The organism is Methylococcus sp. EFPC2, from assembly GCF_016925495.1.
Classification (GTDB): domain Bacteria; phylum Pseudomonadota; class Gammaproteobacteria; order Methylococcales; family Methylococcaceae; genus EFPC2.
Window position 1 is genome coordinate 3,221,191 of sequence record NZ_CP070491.1, and the last position, 16,181, is coordinate 3,237,371.

Consider the following 16,181-nt stretch of genomic DNA (forward strand, 5'->3'; position numbering starts at 1 on the left):
ATCAAGCTTCCGGATCGTACATCTCGTGCTTGATCGTATGACGGTTGGCGATCAGTTCCTCGATGGTGGGTTCGTCGTTGAGCGCACGCTTGATGGCCAGCTTGGTGGCCTCGTAGTTGGTGCGGTACAAGTCCTTGTCGTCGCGGTTGGGATCGGTGACGCATTGCGGATCCAGCCAGACCAGGCTGATGATGCACAAGGAATTCACCAGATCGCGCGGTATGACGCCCTCGATCACGCTGTCCAGCACCGCGTCGGCAGTGGCAGCCTGAACCACGCCGCCCAGCAGGTTGATGGTGGCGCTATTCTTGATGGTCACCTTGGGCACCATCAGGGTCGCCGGCTTGACCATCTGGTTACAGGCGCGAATGGCGAACATCCGGGTATGACCGGCCGTTTGCCCCATCATATTGGCGAACGCATGGCCAACCGGGCCGTCGACGTTACCGATGAGTATCTCCGGCATGGCGTCGGTATATTGGCCATCGGCCGCGAAAACGGTGGCTTCGCCAGTCTTGAAATGTAAGGTTGACACGCGGGCTCTCCTGCTTGGGCTGATCGACAAGCCACCCGCTCAAGGCAGGCATTTGATCTTCAGCGAATTGATGTTGTGGTGAAAGTTCAGCTCGCCCAGATGATGCTCCTTGTGGTCGGGGCCGAAAGCGATCTCGACGTCAGAATAGGTCTTGGGACTTTCCTTCCAGTTTTTCAGGGCGTCGCCGTGATAGATGGGGCCGCTGGTATCTTCCTTGAAACTTTCCTGCCGATAGGCGAGCACCTGGGCCTTGGGACCCACAACCAGGCTGTCGATGCGGTTGTCCCAGTTCTCGCCGTTCAACTTGGCCAGGCTGGCGAGTTCCGCCGGCCCTTCGATGCGAACATGGTTGCCCTTGAAATCCGTCTGATCGTAGATATCCAGCCAGCAATCGCCGGCCGCGGGCGATGGCGAGGAAAACCCCGCCAGGGCCAGTGCGGCGATCCCGCCGGCAAAACGCAAAATCCTGGAATTCGTGGTGTTCATGGCGACCTCCGATAGGATGAGCGACACATCGGCCACCGGTCGCGAGGGCATCCGGCGATCCGCGCCGCGAGCATATTCCCGCCATGCGCATTCCACAAGCCGAGTTCGGCAATTTCCGGAAGCAGAACTAACCCGTGCTTTAGCTGGGCCAGGCCAGTTGCCGTTGCCTGCGTACCTTTCAATTTGCCTTCGCCTATTGCTCCCTCGCTCACCCAGGAGATCGCTCTCGCTGAAAGCGCCACCGCCCTTGGTTTGCGGTGCTTTTCTCAGGCGAATTAGTCGTCTAAAACGGCAGTATTTGCGGAACCCGTTAGCGGTCTTCCCTCTATGATCCCTTAACAGCCAGCCCTGGCCGTTATGCCCTGCGCACCCGCCATTCGAACGGCGGTTCCATCCAGAGAACTGACGCTCATCTGTTGACGGCCTTCGTCGCATCGTCGGCCAGGGCCGTCATTCGCGCCCGGCCTTTGATTTTCTCGAACAGGGGCTTACTGGTATGTCAGCGGGAATGTCCTTGAACTGACACAGTCGGTCAATGCCTGTCCTCCCAGATCACTGAAACTCTGGATTGAGAGTCCGCAACGTACTAGAAAGCCGACGCTGGCTCAAACCAATCGAGCTACCGTAACACCTCGGATGCGGCTGATAGTTAGGAGTTTTTATGAAATAAAGGAAAAATCAGAAGGAATGTAAGAGTCGAGTTGCCTCGCACAAATGGGGATCACAATACTTCTTACCTGGCCTCCTTAGTGATGCGCTCTAGCGCCCTAGGGCATATTTTCATCAAAATATAAGCGTCACAGAAAAACTTCATAAATGAGGCATCTTTGAGGGTAACTGTAACTTCATTCATTTCATTGGCATCAAAGGCCTTGGCAATATTTATCAGGCGCTCTTTGTCCTCATCAGTATTGGTGATGAGATTGTCAACGAACTTGCTAAGGGCTTCTGGAAATGGTGCCTCAGGGTTCCATTCTCCCGTTTCCTCCATGAGCTTACGTAAGCACTCCAGAAAATTTCCGAAAATGTTATCCTCACATTGCCAATGAACATCATTCAAGGAAAGGAAGGTAGTCCCGCCAATGTAATAGTTATAAGGAACCAGTTTTTGAGCATCGCCTGGACCTGGAAGTGCAACCAGGCAGTTGATTACCTGTGCTAAGTCTTCGGATGTAAGAACACGATTATCGCCCCAATCAACTTTCAGGCTAGGGCTTCTCGTAAGCTTTATCTGATACCCGTTCTCTAGATCATCAATTCTCTCGTAATAGCTATCCACCTGCTCAGGCATCTTCCACCACCAGAACCCCATGGTCCCTATGTTGAGAGCTGCTACAAAATGCCTGGCGACTCCCCAAGCAGAGTGCCATAGCCCTTGTACCGGTATGTTGTCCTTCAGGATTAGCTCAACGATCAATTGATTCTTACTTTTGGAAACGGGAATGAGCTTTATCCATCGAACTTTTTCGTTCCACTCTGTGAGCGTCTTGGGGCGGATAGAATGGGAGGCGGAATAAATCCTTAGCCGAATGCGCCATTTGTTTTTCATCCCACTGTTTGGGAGATTTTGGCTTCTGGCTATTTCTGCTTCAGCTAGAGCGAGGTTCTTGGCCTCTGTCTTATCGAATTCACTCTTCAACCAACGTATCCATTTCCGAGCATTTGCCAGTTCATGTAGCTTTGCCATTGATGCGCCGGAGAATATAACTCTTGTTTTATCTGGGTGGTCGGCAGCCGCAAGAAACCACCGCATGGTACCATTGTCATCGTCAGAGATTTCTGCTTCAGACCTTGGTTTCTCCGCTTCCGCTATGGCTAAACGAGCTTCAGCAAGTTTGATGATTTTTTCGCACTCTTCGATGGATATTACCTCCGAAGGCACTGCTAAGGCATCACTGGCTTTATCAACATAAAGAGCCTGCAGCCTCTTCGAGTGCAGCTCTTGGGCAAGGTGTGTGATGGAATCAAGCTCTTCATTGGTGATCTTTTTACTAGAGAAACTAGGGCCAAGGAAGCACCAGAACAGCTTCTGCACATGGGACTGGATATGTTTATCGTGCCGGTTCGCATCTTCTTCTGACCTATTGCTGGCCATCGATTGGATGCCGAGAAGCTCCATGCGACCCAACTCTTCCAGGGCTATAACTGCCAAGTGATAGGCGATGTGAGGTTGTTCGGCTGCCTGTACCGCCTGAGCAGAAGCTATGAGGTTCTTTGCATGGGTAATACAGGCATTGTGGGCTGTAATTAGGTCAACGCGTTCTGACATCAAAACCATCAAGTTAAAAGCTATATGTCGAAACCATAATAACTGACTAGGCGACCCTATGCATACAGTCTCTAAATGCGACGACTCGATGGATAAATACCAACGGCCACGTGTGGCCGAAGGAGAGCCGGCCAGCGCGTTAGCGGGAATGGCAGCAGTACTTCGATCAGCTGCCGTTCAATTTGAATATATACAGGCGGCGGCTGTGCGCACGAACGACTCGCTCGATTTTGAAAAAAGCGGTCTTTCAAGACTAACCGGTATCGGCAAAGACGAACGGCTGTTAAGACCGAACACTTGCCGGCTGCATTATGAAGGCATATGACTGCACAACCTGGCAAACGGCCGTAGAAGACTCTTGCCTCCAGTTCGACTTAGAGGAAAACCGTCATCCTGACTGACTGGTTGGGCCGAGCTTGGCACCAAGGACCTGTGCAGCGCGAACCAAAACTCGGCCCCGTCGCGGGGCGCATTGACCTGGCGATAGCAATGCGCGGCGGCATAGTGGAGCCCGGCCGATGTATCCCACTCCAACAAAGTTCATTGAGGTGGCCCGAAATATCGGTGCTCAAGGGCGTCGGCCAGGTTGCGGGACGCGCTGTGGAATCGCGACGGGGGACGGGAACCGGCGGCTCCATACATTGACCCTTGCGTTCGGGCCGTGCCATGATCGCCGGACCTTGCTCCCAGCCCGATTTCCGCTCGTCCCCATGGCGCGTCCCCGCGAATTCAGTCTGCCCGAAACCCTCGACAAGGCCATGCGGGTGTTTTGGGCCAAGGGCTATTTCGGGACTTCCATCGAAGATCTGGTCGCAGCCACGGGGGTCAGCCGCTACGGCTTGTACGGCGAGTTCGGCGACAAGAAAGGCCTGTTTCTGGCGGCACTCCAGCACTATCAAGCTAACGTCGTTCGCCCCCTCCTGGATATCGTCGAGCGCCCCGAAGCCTCGCTCGCGGACCTTCGCGCCTTGTTCGCCGTGTTGGCCGAGTTTTCGCGGCAACCCGGCGGAAAACTGGGCTGCCTGGTGTTCAATTCGGTCAACGAAGCCGGACTGCACGACGAGGCCACTGCCGGCAAAATCCTCGAAATCCGCGAGCACATGGCCAAGGGCATACATCGCATGCTCGTCAATGCCGTCAGCGGGAATGAACTGCCCGCCGGCTTCGACGTTCAACGCGAGGCGGATTTTTTGTTCGGCGTGCTCCATGCGCTGCCCATGATGGCGCGGGCGGGGGCCGATCCGGCGACGATAGCGAACGTGATCCAAGTCGCGTTGTCGACGCTCGACTAAGCGGCCGCCGCAACACCGCGGCGGCTACACGATCCCTACCGCGTCCCGACCAGCCCAATCAGAACATACGTTCTGTCATTATTTACAAATTCCAGAACGTATGTTCTGCTATAACCGTTCGCCGCGACAAATGCTCCGGTGAACGAGAACAGCCGCCCTTCAATTCCTCAGGAGCAAGCCATGAAGCTTTACTATCATCCCGCCTCGCCTTTCGCCCGCAAACCGCGTATCGCCGCCGCCCTGCTCGGCATCGAACTGGAGACCCAAGTGGTCGACATCTTGGCCGGAGCCGGGCAAGCGCCGGATTATTTAAGGCTCAATCCCCACGGCAAAGTCCCTACCCTGGTGGACGGCGACTTTTCATTGTGGGAGTCCAACGCCATCGTCCAGTACCTCGGCGAAAAAGCGGCGGATACCTCCCTGTTTCCCCGCGACAGCCGCAGCCGCGCCGACATCCTGCGCTGGCAGTTCTGGGAATCCACCACTTGGGCACCGCCCAGCGGCGTATTCATCTACGAAAATGTGCTCAAACCGCTGCTGGGTCAGGGCGAGGCGGATGGCGAGGAGATCAGGAAAGCGACGGAGAAGTTCGTCCGCGCCGCCAAGGTACTGGACGACCATCTGGCGCAGCACTCCTGGCTGGTGGGCGATACCTTGACCGTGGCGGACACTTCGGTCGCGGCAGTCCTGATGTACGCCGAAACCGCCCGCTACCCGCTCGACGGATACGAACACATCCATGCCTGGTTCGGCAAAATCCGCCAACTGCCGGCCTGGACTGCTACCGAACCCTCCGCGTGATCCGCATACCGCGGTAAGCCAGCCATCGCACGGGAACGCGCCGGTTTTTCGACCGACGCATTCCCGGTCGGGGCGAACCGCACCACTCGACTCCGCCCTGATTTCAAAGCCCCACGGCGTCATGCATCGGGCGGCTGGCCAGGATGCTCAGGTCTTCACCGTTTACGGTCGAGTCCTCGATCGTTTGCCATCCCTGTCGCCGGTAAAACGTCTGCCGATCGGGCGTGTAGAAATGGAGCAGTGAGGCGGCAGACGGAATGAAGGCCGCATGGGCCTGGTTCAATCCGCATCCGCTCCGCCCTTCGGTCGGAGCGCCGCCTTCAACACCAAGCCTTCATAGTCCGCGACACGGGGGCCGGGTATCGCCGGTGCCGTTCCCGCGGCGAGTAATCGTTCGCCGTAGCTCGCCAGGCAAGCGGCGCGCGCTTCCTCGCCCATGCGCGCGGGGCCGTAGACGACAAAGGGTTCGATCACGGTGAAGCCCGCGAATCCCAGTATGCCGTGATGGATGGGGAACAGAATCGACGATATCGGTCCGTAGATGCCGATGTCCGAATAAGCGGGCGCCGGACCGCCGACGGTCACCGAGCATAGGGCCCGTTTTCCGGCGAATATGCCGCGGTCGAAATATCGACCGCCGCCGTAAGCGCGGCCGACCGCGAAAACCCGGTCGACCCAGCCCTTGAGTATGGCCGGCATGCCCAGCCACCAAAGGGGAAACTGGAAGATCAGCAGATCGCACCAGGCGAGCTTGTCCATCTCAAGCTGGAGTGCCGGGATATATCCGTCTTGCTCGCTCGCGTATTCCTCTTCGTCCTGCTGCTTCAAACGGTCCGGATTGCGGACGGTCAGGAAATTGCGCCGGTCGGAAACCGGATCGAACCCCATGGCATAAAGGTCGGACAGCACCACTTCGTGCCCGGCGGCACGAAGCACGGCCTTTGCCTCGCTGGTCATCGCGCCATTGAAACTGCCCGGCTCGGGGTGAGCATGGACGATGAAGACTCGCATGATGGTTCTCCAGTATCGGTTTCCTTCAGGCCGCCCACGCATCGTCTGCAAACGCATCGTCCAGCGGCGTCCGCAGGATCCGGTTGGAATAGTTCGACAAGGTTTTCAGCGTGACCGCCAGCACCACGTCCAGCGCATTGGCCCGGCTGAACCCGGCTTCGAGGAAGGCGGCGACGGCGCCTTCGGTGACCCAGCCGCGCTTTTGCACCACCGTCCGGGTGAAAACCGCCAGGGCATCGAGGCGCGGGTCGGGAAGCTCTTTTCCGGCTCTGGCCGCGTCGATGACGGCGCCGTCCAAACCGGCGACCGAACGGGCCTGGTGGGTATGGAAGGGCACGCAGTAGTCGCAACGGTTTTCGACACTGGCGGACAGCGCGGCGATGTGGCGTTCGGCCGGGCTCAGGCTGGACTGGTCGAGCAGTTCGGTCAGTTGCAGATAGGCCTTGAGCGCACTGGGAGACTCGGCAAGCCCCGCCAGAAGACCGGGAATGAAGCCCAGCTCTTGCTGCACCGCCGCCAAAACGGCGCGTGCGGCGGCGGGGGCGTTGTCAGGCTGGTAGAACGTGAACGTGGTCATGATTTTCTCCTGGGCACTGTCTGAACCGGTGCACGGATGGCGGTATCCGCACTGTCGGGGAACATGCTAGGCTTGGCCACGCGAACGAAATAGCCCGGATCGTCCACATTTCATGATCGATCGTTCAGACGACCTATTGTCCACGATGCTGACCGTGATCCGCTTGCGGGCACGGGTCTACCACCACGCCAGCTTCTGCGGCGGATGGCAGTTGGACTCCTCGGAAGAACGGCGAGCCTCCTTTCACATCCTGGGGTCCGGGCGCTGCCGGCTCGAACTCCCGGAGACCGGTCAAAGCATGCCCCTCCGTGCCGGCGATCTGGTCTTGCTGCCGCGGAATACGCCCCACCGACTCCGTGGCGAAGGCGCCGAGGAATACACCACGCTGCTCTGCGGCTATTTCGAATTCAGCCTGGGCAGCACCAATCCCATAGTGGATGCCTTGCCGGACCTGCTCGTCATGGCCGCGGCGGACGATCCGCAAAGCGCTGCCCAGTTAACGGCGCTATCCGCGCTCATGCTGTCCGAGGCGGATCGGATACAGAGCGGGAGCCGGCTCGCCCTCGACCGCCTGGCGGAAGTCCTGTTCGTCATGATGTTGCGCCGCTACCTCGAAACGGCGACCGAACCCTTAGGCATCCTGGCGGGCCTCGCCGACCCGAAAATCGCCCGAGCCCTGGCCGCCCTGCACCGGGCCCCCGAGCGGGCCTGGCGGGTGGACACGCTGGCGAAGGAAGCCTGCATGTCCCGCACCGCGTTCGCCCAGCGATTCGCCGCCCTGGTTGGGCAACCGCCACTGGCCTATCTTTCCGCCTGGCGCATGCTGCTGGCCGAGCGCTGGCTGGCGGAAGAACGGCTGAGCGTCGCCATGGTGGCGGAGCGTTTGGGTTATGCATCGGAAACCGCGTTCCGCAGGGCGTTCAAACGCACTCACGGCAGCGGGCCGGGCAGCCTCCGGCGCCGGCGCGAGCAGGCCATGGGCCAGGCCGCACCGACGTGAGACCGGGCCCGCGTTCGGGGCGGTACCTCGCTACGCCGACGCCACTATACTTGGCCCGCGCCCACACTATGGAGACCACCGCTCATGGGAACACCCAACCGACCGCAGCCCTCTTCCGGCCAGGGCAAAACCTCGTTCGATTATCAGCGCATCGCCAGTCGGCATCGGCCGCCCCAGCCGGCGCTCACCCTGTCCAAGGCTTTGCTCTGGGTATTGGTTGCGGTGGTCGCCGTGATCGGCATCAGCCGGCTGTGCGCCCCGCCTAAACCGGCCCCCCCTGCACCGACCGCATCGGAGGCTCCGTCAGACCCTGCAGACACCCGGGCCGAATTACCGGAAATGAAAGCCATCCCGTTGCGTCCGACCGAAGCCGCCCCGACGCCCCGCTTCGTCCCCCCGGCTCCGGTCGAACCGGAAATGGCGCCGCCTCCACCGCCCACCGTGGTCCGGGAAGTGCTGGCACGCGACCGTAGCGGCAATTACTTCACCCAAGGCCTCATCAACGGCAAAAGCGTACGCATGATGGCCGACACGGGCGCCAGCACCGTGGTGATTCCGGAAAAGATCGCCCGGCGGATCGGGCTGAAGAGCGGGCGCCCCGTCACGGTCAAAACCGCCGGAGGCATCGTGCAGGCCTACGAAACCGCCCTGGACACCCTAACCTTGGGGCGCATCGAGATACGCCAGGTGGCGGCCATGATCAACCCGGCCATGCAGGACGATTTCGCGCTGCTGGGCATGAATGCGCTGAGTTTGCTGCAGTTCAGCCAGGAAAACGGCACGCTGGTGCTCAGTTACGATCCGGCCAAAGCGGGGAATACCGCGGAAGAAAACCAACCGGAGCCGGATGTCAGCTTCCGCAAGTCCGTCAAGGAATGCATGGGAGACAGCAAGGTCATCGACCAGAAGACCCTGAACTGCCTTAAAGGCGAATAGCCGCGCCCTCCCTGGCGGAGAAATTCCGAAAACTTACAGGCCGAGGACGATCGCCAGCAACAAGAGCGACATGAAGATGGATACGGTGAGGAGCACGGCGCCCTGCACCTTGCGGGCCTCGTTGCGTATGCCGATGACGCCGAATATCAAGCCAACCGGGGGAACGAATACCGTGATGGCGATCAGGCCGAGCACGGTGGCGATAGACCACTTCTTGCCCGTGGGACCATCGACGGGACGGCCGCAGCCCGTACAGACGACCGCGTTGTCTTTTAATTGTTTTCCGCAGTAACGACAGAACATAAAACAGCCTCGATCTAGAGCAATGACGGCGCGCGCCAGGCGCGCAAGAGAATAGCGTAATGCGCCTACCCTTTCCATATGCCGGCTGGAGCGGCCGGGGAGGTTTGCGTAAGATGGCCGACCGATAGCGACTTCACGACTCCCCAGCCCGATGACCCCCGCCTTCCTCCGACCGACGCTGTTGCTGGCGCTCGTTTGCCTTACGCCCTGGATTTCCGGCGCGCCCAGGGACGACGACGATGACGCTCCCGCACCGGCGCGAACCGCATCGGCGCCGGCTCCCGCCGGCGGCGATGCGTTTACGCTGAACCTGCCGCCGGCGCGCCAGCAAGCGGCCGGCATCAAGACGGAGCCGCTCGACGCCGCCTCATGGCATAGCGAAACCAAGGCCTATGCCACCGTGCTCGACCTGCAGGCCTTGTTCGGCGAGCGCGCCCGGTACCGGGCGGCCCAGTCCGAGGTCAACATCGCCGAGGCGGCGCAGCGGGTCGCCGAAAAGAATCTGCAGCGCCTGAGCCATTTGCACCGCGAGGCCATCATCCCCGCGCGCGAACTCTACCAGGCCGAGGCACAGCATTCCGCCGACCTGGCGCGCCTGGAAGCCGCGCGCAACCGATTGCGGGAAATCCGCGAGACGGCCCTGCAGCAGTGGGGCGAAACGCTGTTCCGGCGGACCATAGAGAACGAAAGCGCCCTGTATCAAGCCCTGCTGGCGCGCAAACAGGGCTTGATACTGCTGACCGCGAGCGTGGAAACCCCGCCGGCGCAGGCGCGCCTCGCCGCGCCCGGGCTGGCGGATTCGGCCCGCACCGCCCGCCTGATCTCGGCCGCGCCGCGCATCGACGTCGGCGCACAGGGAGGCACTTGGTTCTACCTGGCCGAGAATCTCCAGTGGCGCGCCGGCCAGCGTCTGGAGGCCTGGCTGGCGAATGCCGACGAGGCCAGCGAGGGCGTGGCGATGCCGCCCTCGGCGGTCATCTGGCACGAGGGACGTCCCTGGGTCTACGTCAAAACCGGCGACGATCGGTTCGTCCGCCGCCCGCTGGACGCCCGCCAGCAACGCGGCGACCGTTGGCTGGTCAAGACGGGCTTTGCGGCGGGCGAGGGCGTCGTCGTGTCCGGCGCCCAAACCCTCTTGTCCGAGGAACTGCGCCGCTTCATCCCGGACGAGGACGACGACTGATGCTGGCGTCCCTGGTTCGCTTCGCCCTGCAGCGCGCCGGGCTGATCGTCGCGCTCGCGCTGGTCCTGCTGGCCTACGGCGGCTATCTGCTGCGCACGAGCAGCCTGGACATCTTCCCCGAATTCGCCGGCAAACGGGTGATCGTGCAGACCGAAGCGCCGGGCCTTACGCCGGAGCAGGTCGAACTGCTGGTGACTCAGCCCATAGAGCGCAGCCTGGCCGGCCTGCTGGGCCTGGAATCGATACGCTCGGAGTCGCTACAGGGCCTGTCGGTCGTGACCGTGCTGTTCGACGACGACAGCGACCAATACCGCGACCGGCAAATGGTGAGCGAGCGCCTGGCGCTGCTGACCGGCCTATTGCCGCCGGGCGCCGGCCCGCCGGTGGTCACGCCGCTGTCCTCGTCTTCCGCCACGGTGATGACCCTGGGCCTGACCTCCTCGCGCGTCGATCTGATGGAGCTGCGCGCCCAGGCCGACTGGACCCTGGTGCCGCGTCTCATGGCCGTGCCGGGCGTCGCCGACGTCAACGTGTTCGGCGGCGAGATCAAGCAATGGCAGATCCAGCTCGACCCGGAAAAACTGCGCCGCCTGGATCTGAGCGTGGACGAGGTGCTGCGCGCCGCGGAAAAGGCCGCCGGCATGCCCGGCGCGGGCTTCGTGGAAAACGGCAACCAGCGCATCAGCCTGCGCGTGGCCGGCCTGCCGGACGACGTCGAGAGCCTGCGCCAGGTCGCGGTGCGCCAGCGCGACGGCGTCACCGTCAAGCTGGGCGATATCGCCACCCTCGCCGCCGCACCCAGGCCCCCGATCGGCGCGGCCTCGGTCGGCGCCGAACCGGGCGTGGTGCTGATGGTGATAGGCCAGTACGGCGCGAATACCCTGAGCGTTTCCCGCGCGGTGGAATCCGCCCTGGCGGAACTGGAGCCCGCGCTGGCGAAGCAGGATATCCGCCTGCATCCGCATCTATTCCGCCCGGCCGACTACATCGAACGCTCGCTCTCCAATCTGAGCGGCCATCTGCTGATCGGCGGCTTCCTGGTGGTGCTGGTGCTCTACGCCTTTTTGTTCGACGTGCGCACCGCCTTCATCTCGGCGCTGGCCATCCCCTTGTCGCTGCTGGGCGCCGTCATCGTCCTGCTGGAACTGGGCGTCAACCTCAACATCATGATCCTCGGCGGGCTGGCCATCGCCCTGGGCGAAGTGGTGGACGACGCCATCATCGACACCGAAAACATCTTCCGCCGGCTGCGGGAAAACCGTGCCTCGGCTAAGCCCAAGCAAGCCCTGACGGTGGTATTGAAAGCCTCGCTGGAAGTGCGCGGCTCGGTGGTCTACGCCAGCTTCATCGTCGCGCTCAGCTTCATCCCGCTGCTCACCCTGGAAGGCGTGGCCGGCCGGCTGTTCGCCCCGCTGGGCCAGGCCTACATCCTGGCCATATTGATGTCGCTGCTGACCGCGCTGACCGTGACGCCGGCGCTGTGCTACCTGCTGCTGGCCCGGCGCACGAGCAATCCCGAAGAGCCGCCGCTGATCCGCCTGCTGAGCCCGCTCTATGCCCGCCTGCTGCGCCGCGTCACCGGCGCACCGGGCAGGGTGATGCTGTTCAGCGCCCTGAGCTGCGTGGTCGGTCTGGCTTTCGCGCCCGGCCTGGGCGGCGAGTTCCTGCCACAACTGCGCGAGGGACATTTCATCGTGCATACCAGCAGCCTGCCCGGAACCTCGCTGACGGAATCCTTGCGCGTCGGCGGGCGGCTGACCGAACAGTTCCGCGCCATCCCCGGCGTGGAATCGACCTCGCAATGGGCCGGGCGTGCCGAACGCGGCGCCGACACCTATGGCAGCCATTACAGCGAATACGAGGTGAGGCTGAGCCCCAAGCTCGACGGCGCCGGCCAGCAGGCGGTGCTCGACGGCCTGCGGGACATATTGGGGGAATTTCCCGGCATCCAGTTCGAGGCCAATACCTTCCTGACCGAGCGGGTGGACGAAACCCTGTCCGGCTACACCGCCCCGGTGGCGGTGAACCTCTACGGCAGCGACCTGGCCGAGCTGGACGCCAAGGCCTTGCAGGTCGCGGCCCTGATGCGCGGAATAGAAGGCGCGGCCGGCGTGCAGGTACGCTCCCCGCCCGGCGCACCCTTGCTGCAGGTGCGGCCGAATCTGGACGCCTTGTCCGCGCTGGGCATCCGCCCGCTGGAGCTGGCCGACGTCATCCAGGTGGGCTACGAAGGCCGCGTCGTCGGCAAGATATACGAGCAGCAGCGCTACCACGAACTGAGCGTGATCCTGCCGCCCGCACAGCGCCGCCAGCCCGACGGCGTCGCCGCCCTGCCGCTGCGCAGCGCGGCGGGACAATGGCTGGATTTGGGGCAGGTGGCCGACATCCAGCAGACCGGCGGGCGCTACAACATCCTGCATCGCGGCGGCCGGCGCTTGCAGACCGTCACCTGCGCCGTGGTGGGGCGCGATCTGGACGGATTCCTCGAGGAATTGAAAGAACGCCTGAAGCAGGACATCGACCTCGGCCCCGGCCTTTATCCGGAGCTGACCGGCGCGGCGGTCGAACAGGGCGAGGCGAGGCGCAAGCTCACCGTCCACGCCCTGCTGGCCGGAGCGGGCATACTCGCCCTGATCTACCTGGCCATCGGCAGCCTGCGCCACACCTGGCTCACCGTCATCAACCTGCCTTTTTCACTGCTGGGCGGCGTGCTGGCCGCGCTGACCACCGGCGCCAGCCTGTCGCTGGGCGCCATGGTCGGCTTCGTCACCCTGTTCGGCATCACCGTGCGCAACGCCATCATGCTGATTTCCCACTACCGCCATCTGGTGCAAAAGGAAGGCCTGCCCTGGGAAATGGCCACGGCGATACGCGGGGCGCGCGAGCGGCTGCCTTCCATCCTCATGACCGCGCTGGTCACCGCGCTGGCCATGCTGCCCATCGCCGTCGACAGCGACAACCCAGGCCGCGAAATCATGGGCCCCATGGCTGCCATCATCATCGGCGGCCTGATTTCATCGACCCTGCTCAACCTGCTGGTGTTGCCGGCGGTCTTGTGGCGGTTCGGCCGGTTCGAGGCCCGCGCCTTGCCCAAGCAGCCCTAGCAAACAAGCCCGGGGCCGAGCGGGCTTTCTGGCATTTACCCGTAGCCCCGGTATATTAGGGCGACGCCGTTTAACCGACCGAGATCGAGGACCATGAACAAGCTCAAAATAGTATCGACTCCCCTCGCCGCCGTGTTTGCCGCATCCCTATTGGCCGGATGTTCCTTTTCCAAAAGCTCGGAAAGCTCCTCGGACAGCTCCAAGGGCCTGTTCACCCTGACATCCAGTTCGCTGGAATCGAGCTCCGACTCCTCGGAAACCAAAGGGGAAAAATACGAGAAGGACGTCGCCGACTACACGGCGGAGTTCGTGGTTTCGTCCAGTGGCGACCTCGACAGTTTCAGGGACAAGCTGGGTAAGCTCGCGGAGCGGAACGGCATCACCGACTGGGAGAACGACCACGCCACCTATGTCGGCATAGGCCGCGGCCTGCACAAGGCCAAGCTCGGCAAGCCGCAAGTCTCCGCATTCACGGAAAGCCTGGGCGGCGAGGACCCGATGAAAAGGAAGGCGATCGAAGAAGGCCTGAGCAAATAAGGCCCGCCTCCAGAGATCATCCGGACATGCGCTTTTCCCGGCGGCTCGCGCGCGCCTGTCCGGCATTCATCCTGACTTTGTCGCTGTGCCTGCCCGGCCCTACGCTCGGCGCCTCCGGCACGTTCGAATTCCTCTACATCAACGCCAACGAGGGCTCGGCCAGCGGCGGCCACGCGGCCATCCGCTTCGGCGACGAGGTCTTCCATTTTCAGCATGTGCCGCCGGGACTGTTGCGCATCGCCAAGGAAAGTTACGGCCGCTTCCGCTTCGAATACGGTGACCGGGAAAACCGGACGATCCGTGTCCATCGCATCGAGGCCCCGGAAGAAACCGTCGCCTGGCTCGACGCAACCTTCAACCGGCGCCTGCTCATCCAGGACGAACACTACGCCGCGCTCGACGCCATGGACGAAGATATCCGCCTGCTGGACGCCCTGCTGGCGGCCCCTCCCCGGACGGTCGAGCTGAAGGGCCTGGGTTATTTCCACACCCGGCCCAAGCAGACCGGCCCGCAACCGATGCCAGCGGAAGCGCCGAGCGCCTCCGATTCGACGCGCCGACTGCATGCGGCCGCCGCCTCGCTTTACGGCCAGAATTTCCTGGCCCGAAAACGGCAGGAAACCCGGGCCCGCTTGCTGGCCCTCGGGCCGGTGTCGTCCGGCCCGGCCGCGTCGGAAATGGCGGAGGACCGTTTCTCGCCCGCCGGCTATTCCTTTTCTCAACGCTATGCCGATGCCTTGACCGACCTCGCCGCCCTGGACGTGCTGGAGCAGGGCAGAGCGCCATGCCCCGACGCGATCCTCCAGCCGGACAGCCCCGAATTTCGGCTCAGCCGCGCGGCGCTCGCAGCGCTCGAAAATTACCGGCAAACACTGACTGGGGACTTGCTCGGCCTGTTGCGTAGCGAGCGCGCCGACTGGGGCTATCCCTTCCTGGTCGGACTGGCGCGCCTGCATGCCCTGGATCGCTCCATCGCGACCGGCCGTCTGGCGATACTCGACCGCTTCCAGGCCGGCGGGGGGACCGCCGCGAACGAAGAGGCAGGCGGCGGAGTCAAGGCCGGCCTGCTCGATCAGGCCCGAGCGGTTTATGCGTCGGCCCAATCGGAGCTGACGGGTGGGCAAGCGCCGGACGAACGCCGCTATGCCCGGCTCGAAGAATCCGCCAATCTGTTTCTCGAAATACGCCAGAGCCTGGCCCAAGCCCGTCCGATCCGCCCCCTGCCGGCCGGCGCCACACCCGCCCGCGCCGCGCCCGCCGGTGTGATCGCGCTGCCGCTTGCGGCCGGCCAGCTCGCGGCTTATCGGCTATCCCTCGCGGCGGAGAGGGACGCCTACACCGCCAAGCTGATGTCCCTGTACGCTTACAAGCTGATAAGCCGCAACTGCGTGACGGAGATCTTCCGCGTCATCAATGGAGCCATCGCCGGACGGCTGGACGAAAACGGCGGAGCCGACGCCCCGGACGCAAAACTGGCGCGCGTGCGGGCCGAATCAGAACGGCTGTTGGGCGGCTATGTCGATGAAACCGGCGCGAACCTAGTCCCCTTCGTCGCCTACGCAAGCGTGGGGGACGCTTATCGCGTGCGCTCCAGCGCCGATCTGCCGGCCTACCGTGACGTCTACCTATCGCAGGAGTATCGCCGGGCCGCACCCTGGCTGGTCAATCTGCAGGAATCCAACGTGCTGAGCTCGGCGATTTATCGCTGGCACGGCGACGACGCGGCCTTTCTGTTTTTCACCCAGGACACCGTGTGGAACCGGCCCCTGCTCGGCAGCATCAATCTGGCCGTCGCGCTGGGGCAAACCCTGACCGGCCTGCTCGCCCTGCCCTGGGATTCCGGGGAAAACCTGCGGCTGAGCCTGAAAGGCGTGTTCGTCAGCATCCCGGAACTGTTTTTCTTCAATATCCGCAAAGGCTCGTTTCCCTACCTCACGCGGATGAGTCCGGGCAGTTGAGCCCTGCAACGATGGAAGCCGGGGAAGCTCCGATAGCGTTCTGTCCTGGGGCGGCACCAACCCCCTTTAAACCCTGATTAGAATCGAAAGCCGACACCGACCTCCGTCAGGAATTAGGTATCCTGTTTCCGCCACCCCGCACCGCGAACCGCTCCCCGGATCAAAATCGAGATCGAAACGCCGACGCCC

Annotated in this window: 16 protein-coding genes; 9 read left to right on the forward strand and 7 right to left on the reverse strand. The window is 62.5% G+C overall.

Annotated features, from left to right (window positions below; all coding sequences use genetic code 11):
- Position 1: 1 nt before the first annotated feature.
- The 3 genes from fae to JWZ97_RS13890 all read right to left on the reverse strand — a co-directional run bounded on the left by fae (position 2) and on the right by JWZ97_RS13890 (position 3,290).
- Positions 2-535, reverse strand: coding sequence for a formaldehyde-activating enzyme (gene fae, locus JWZ97_RS13880; RefSeq protein WP_205430301.1), 534 nt, complete (start codon positions 533-535; stop codon positions 2-4).
- Positions 536-574: 39 nt separating this feature from the next.
- Complete coding sequence (locus JWZ97_RS13885; protein ID WP_205430303.1) at positions 575-1,021, reverse strand: hypothetical protein; 447 nt, start codon at positions 1,019-1,021, stop codon at positions 575-577.
- Between the two features lie 733 nt (positions 1,022-1,754).
- Positions 1,755-3,290 (reverse strand): AbiV family abortive infection protein, encoded by a 1,536-nt coding sequence (locus JWZ97_RS13890; RefSeq protein WP_205430305.1) that lies wholly within the window; start codon positions 3,288-3,290, stop codon positions 1,755-1,757.
- Positions 3,291-3,378: 88 nt separating this feature from the next.
- Here JWZ97_RS13890 and JWZ97_RS13895 point away from each other — a divergent pair, with 88 nt between their 5' ends.
- The 3 genes from JWZ97_RS13895 to JWZ97_RS13905 all read left to right on the forward strand — a co-directional run bounded on the left by JWZ97_RS13895 (position 3,379) and on the right by JWZ97_RS13905 (position 5,383).
- Complete coding sequence (locus JWZ97_RS13895) at positions 3,379-3,615, forward strand: hypothetical protein (protein ID WP_205430306.1); 237 nt, start codon at positions 3,379-3,381, stop codon at positions 3,613-3,615.
- Positions 3,616-4,000: 385 nt separating this feature from the next.
- Positions 4,001-4,582: a TetR/AcrR family transcriptional regulator gene (locus JWZ97_RS13900; protein WP_205430308.1), complete on the forward strand. Its 582-nt coding sequence runs from the start codon at positions 4,001-4,003 to the stop codon at positions 4,580-4,582.
- A gap of 180 nt (positions 4,583-4,762) precedes the next feature.
- Positions 4,763-5,383, forward strand: a complete 621-nt coding sequence (locus JWZ97_RS13905; RefSeq protein WP_205430310.1) for a glutathione S-transferase family protein — start codon at positions 4,763-4,765, stop codon at positions 5,381-5,383.
- Between the two features lie 103 nt (positions 5,384-5,486).
- Here the strand turns inward: JWZ97_RS13905 and JWZ97_RS13910 are convergent, their stop codons facing one another.
- The 3 genes from JWZ97_RS13910 to JWZ97_RS13920 are packed head-to-tail and all read right to left on the reverse strand — an operon-like array spanning position 5,487 to position 6,971.
- Entirely contained in the window at positions 5,487-5,666 is a 180-nt protein-coding gene (locus JWZ97_RS13910) for a hypothetical protein (RefSeq protein WP_205430312.1), read from the reverse strand.
- Positions 5,663-6,394 carry an NAD(P)H-dependent oxidoreductase gene (locus JWZ97_RS13915; protein ID WP_205430314.1) on the reverse strand — a complete coding sequence of 244 codons (732 nt, stop codon included), beginning with the start codon at positions 6,392-6,394 and terminating at the stop codon, positions 5,663-5,665. Before JWZ97_RS13915 ends, JWZ97_RS13910 begins: the two co-directional genes overlap by 4 nt.
- Before the next feature lie 25 nt (positions 6,395-6,419).
- Positions 6,420-6,971, reverse strand: coding sequence for a carboxymuconolactone decarboxylase family protein (locus JWZ97_RS13920; protein WP_205430316.1), 552 nt, complete (start codon positions 6,969-6,971; stop codon positions 6,420-6,422).
- 112 nt (positions 6,972-7,083) lie between these two features.
- Between JWZ97_RS13920 and JWZ97_RS13925 the strand changes: the two genes are divergently transcribed.
- Both JWZ97_RS13925 and JWZ97_RS13930 read left to right on the forward strand, forming a co-directional pair.
- Complete coding sequence (locus JWZ97_RS13925) at positions 7,084-7,971, forward strand: AraC family transcriptional regulator (RefSeq protein ID WP_205430317.1); 888 nt, start codon at positions 7,084-7,086, stop codon at positions 7,969-7,971.
- Between the two features lie 84 nt (positions 7,972-8,055).
- Positions 8,056-8,907 (forward strand): TIGR02281 family clan AA aspartic protease, encoded by an 852-nt coding sequence (locus JWZ97_RS13930; RefSeq protein WP_205430319.1) that lies wholly within the window; start codon positions 8,056-8,058, stop codon positions 8,905-8,907.
- A 33-nt stretch (positions 8,908-8,940) separates the two neighbouring features.
- Here JWZ97_RS13930 and JWZ97_RS13935 read toward each other — a convergent pair whose 3' ends face one another.
- Positions 8,941-9,210, reverse strand: coding sequence for a zinc-ribbon domain-containing protein (locus JWZ97_RS13935; RefSeq protein WP_205430321.1), 270 nt, complete (start codon positions 9,208-9,210; stop codon positions 8,941-8,943).
- Positions 9,211-9,361: 151 nt separating this feature from the next.
- On the opposite strand from JWZ97_RS13935, the gene JWZ97_RS13940 reads away from it, so the two are divergent.
- From JWZ97_RS13940 to JWZ97_RS13955, 4 genes are all read left to right on the forward strand, one after another.
- A complete protein-coding gene (locus tag JWZ97_RS13940) occupies positions 9,362-10,393 on the forward strand; it encodes an efflux RND transporter periplasmic adaptor subunit (protein ID WP_205430323.1) in 1,032 nt (343 codons plus the stop codon).
- The gene (locus JWZ97_RS13945; protein ID WP_205430325.1) at positions 10,393-13,497 is read left to right on the forward strand and encodes an efflux RND transporter permease subunit; all 3,105 of its coding nucleotides are present in this window, start codon (positions 10,393-10,395) and stop codon (positions 13,495-13,497) included. The genes JWZ97_RS13940 and JWZ97_RS13945 overlap by 1 nt, the downstream gene beginning before the upstream one ends.
- Before the next feature lie 93 nt (positions 13,498-13,590).
- A complete protein-coding gene (locus JWZ97_RS13950) occupies positions 13,591-14,034 on the forward strand; it encodes a putative lipoprotein (RefSeq protein WP_205430327.1) in 444 nt (147 codons plus the stop codon).
- 26 nt (positions 14,035-14,060) lie between these two features.
- On the forward strand, positions 14,061-15,992 hold the full coding sequence (locus JWZ97_RS13955; RefSeq protein ID WP_205430329.1) for a hypothetical protein: 1,932 nt from the start codon (positions 14,061-14,063) through the stop codon (positions 15,990-15,992).
- Positions 15,993-16,181 lie beyond the last annotated feature (189 nt).

Excerpts from the sequence above, each read along its gene's own strand:
- JWZ97_RS13935 (WP_205430321.1), bottom strand. The coding sequence starts at position 9,210 with ATGTTCTGTCGTTACTGCGGAAAACAATTAAAAGACAACGCGGTCGTC.
- JWZ97_RS13885 (WP_205430303.1), bottom strand. The coding sequence starts at position 1,021 with ATGAACACCACGAATTCCAGGATTTTGCGTTTTGCCGGCGGGATCGCC.
- JWZ97_RS13925 (WP_205430317.1), top strand. The coding sequence starts at position 7,084 with ATGATCGATCGTTCAGACGACCTATTGTCCACGATGCTGACCGTGATC.
- JWZ97_RS13955 (WP_205430329.1), top strand. The coding sequence starts at position 14,061 with ATGCGCTTTTCCCGGCGGCTCGCGCGCGCCTGTCCGGCATTCATCCTG.
- JWZ97_RS13930 (WP_205430319.1), top strand. The coding sequence starts at position 8,056 with ATGGGAACACCCAACCGACCGCAGCCCTCTTCCGGCCAGGGCAAAACC.
- JWZ97_RS13920 (WP_205430316.1), bottom strand. The coding sequence starts at position 6,971 with ATGACCACGTTCACGTTCTACCAGCCTGACAACGCCCCCGCCGCCGCA.
- JWZ97_RS13905 (WP_205430310.1), top strand. The coding sequence starts at position 4,763 with ATGAAGCTTTACTATCATCCCGCCTCGCCTTTCGCCCGCAAACCGCGT.
- JWZ97_RS13915 (WP_205430314.1), bottom strand. The coding sequence starts at position 6,394 with ATGCGAGTCTTCATCGTCCATGCTCACCCCGAGCCGGGCAGTTTCAAT.
- JWZ97_RS13895 (WP_205430306.1), top strand. The coding sequence starts at position 3,379 with ATGGATAAATACCAACGGCCACGTGTGGCCGAAGGAGAGCCGGCCAGC.
- JWZ97_RS13890 (WP_205430305.1), bottom strand. The coding sequence starts at position 3,290 with ATGTCAGAACGCGTTGACCTAATTACAGCCCACAATGCCTGTATTACC.
- JWZ97_RS13900 (WP_205430308.1), top strand. The coding sequence starts at position 4,001 with ATGGCGCGTCCCCGCGAATTCAGTCTGCCCGAAACCCTCGACAAGGCC.
- JWZ97_RS13950 (WP_205430327.1), top strand. The coding sequence starts at position 13,591 with ATGAACAAGCTCAAAATAGTATCGACTCCCCTCGCCGCCGTGTTTGCC.
- JWZ97_RS13945 (WP_205430325.1), top strand. The coding sequence starts at position 10,393 with ATGCTGGCGTCCCTGGTTCGCTTCGCCCTGCAGCGCGCCGGGCTGATC.
- JWZ97_RS13940 (WP_205430323.1), top strand. The coding sequence starts at position 9,362 with ATGACCCCCGCCTTCCTCCGACCGACGCTGTTGCTGGCGCTCGTTTGC.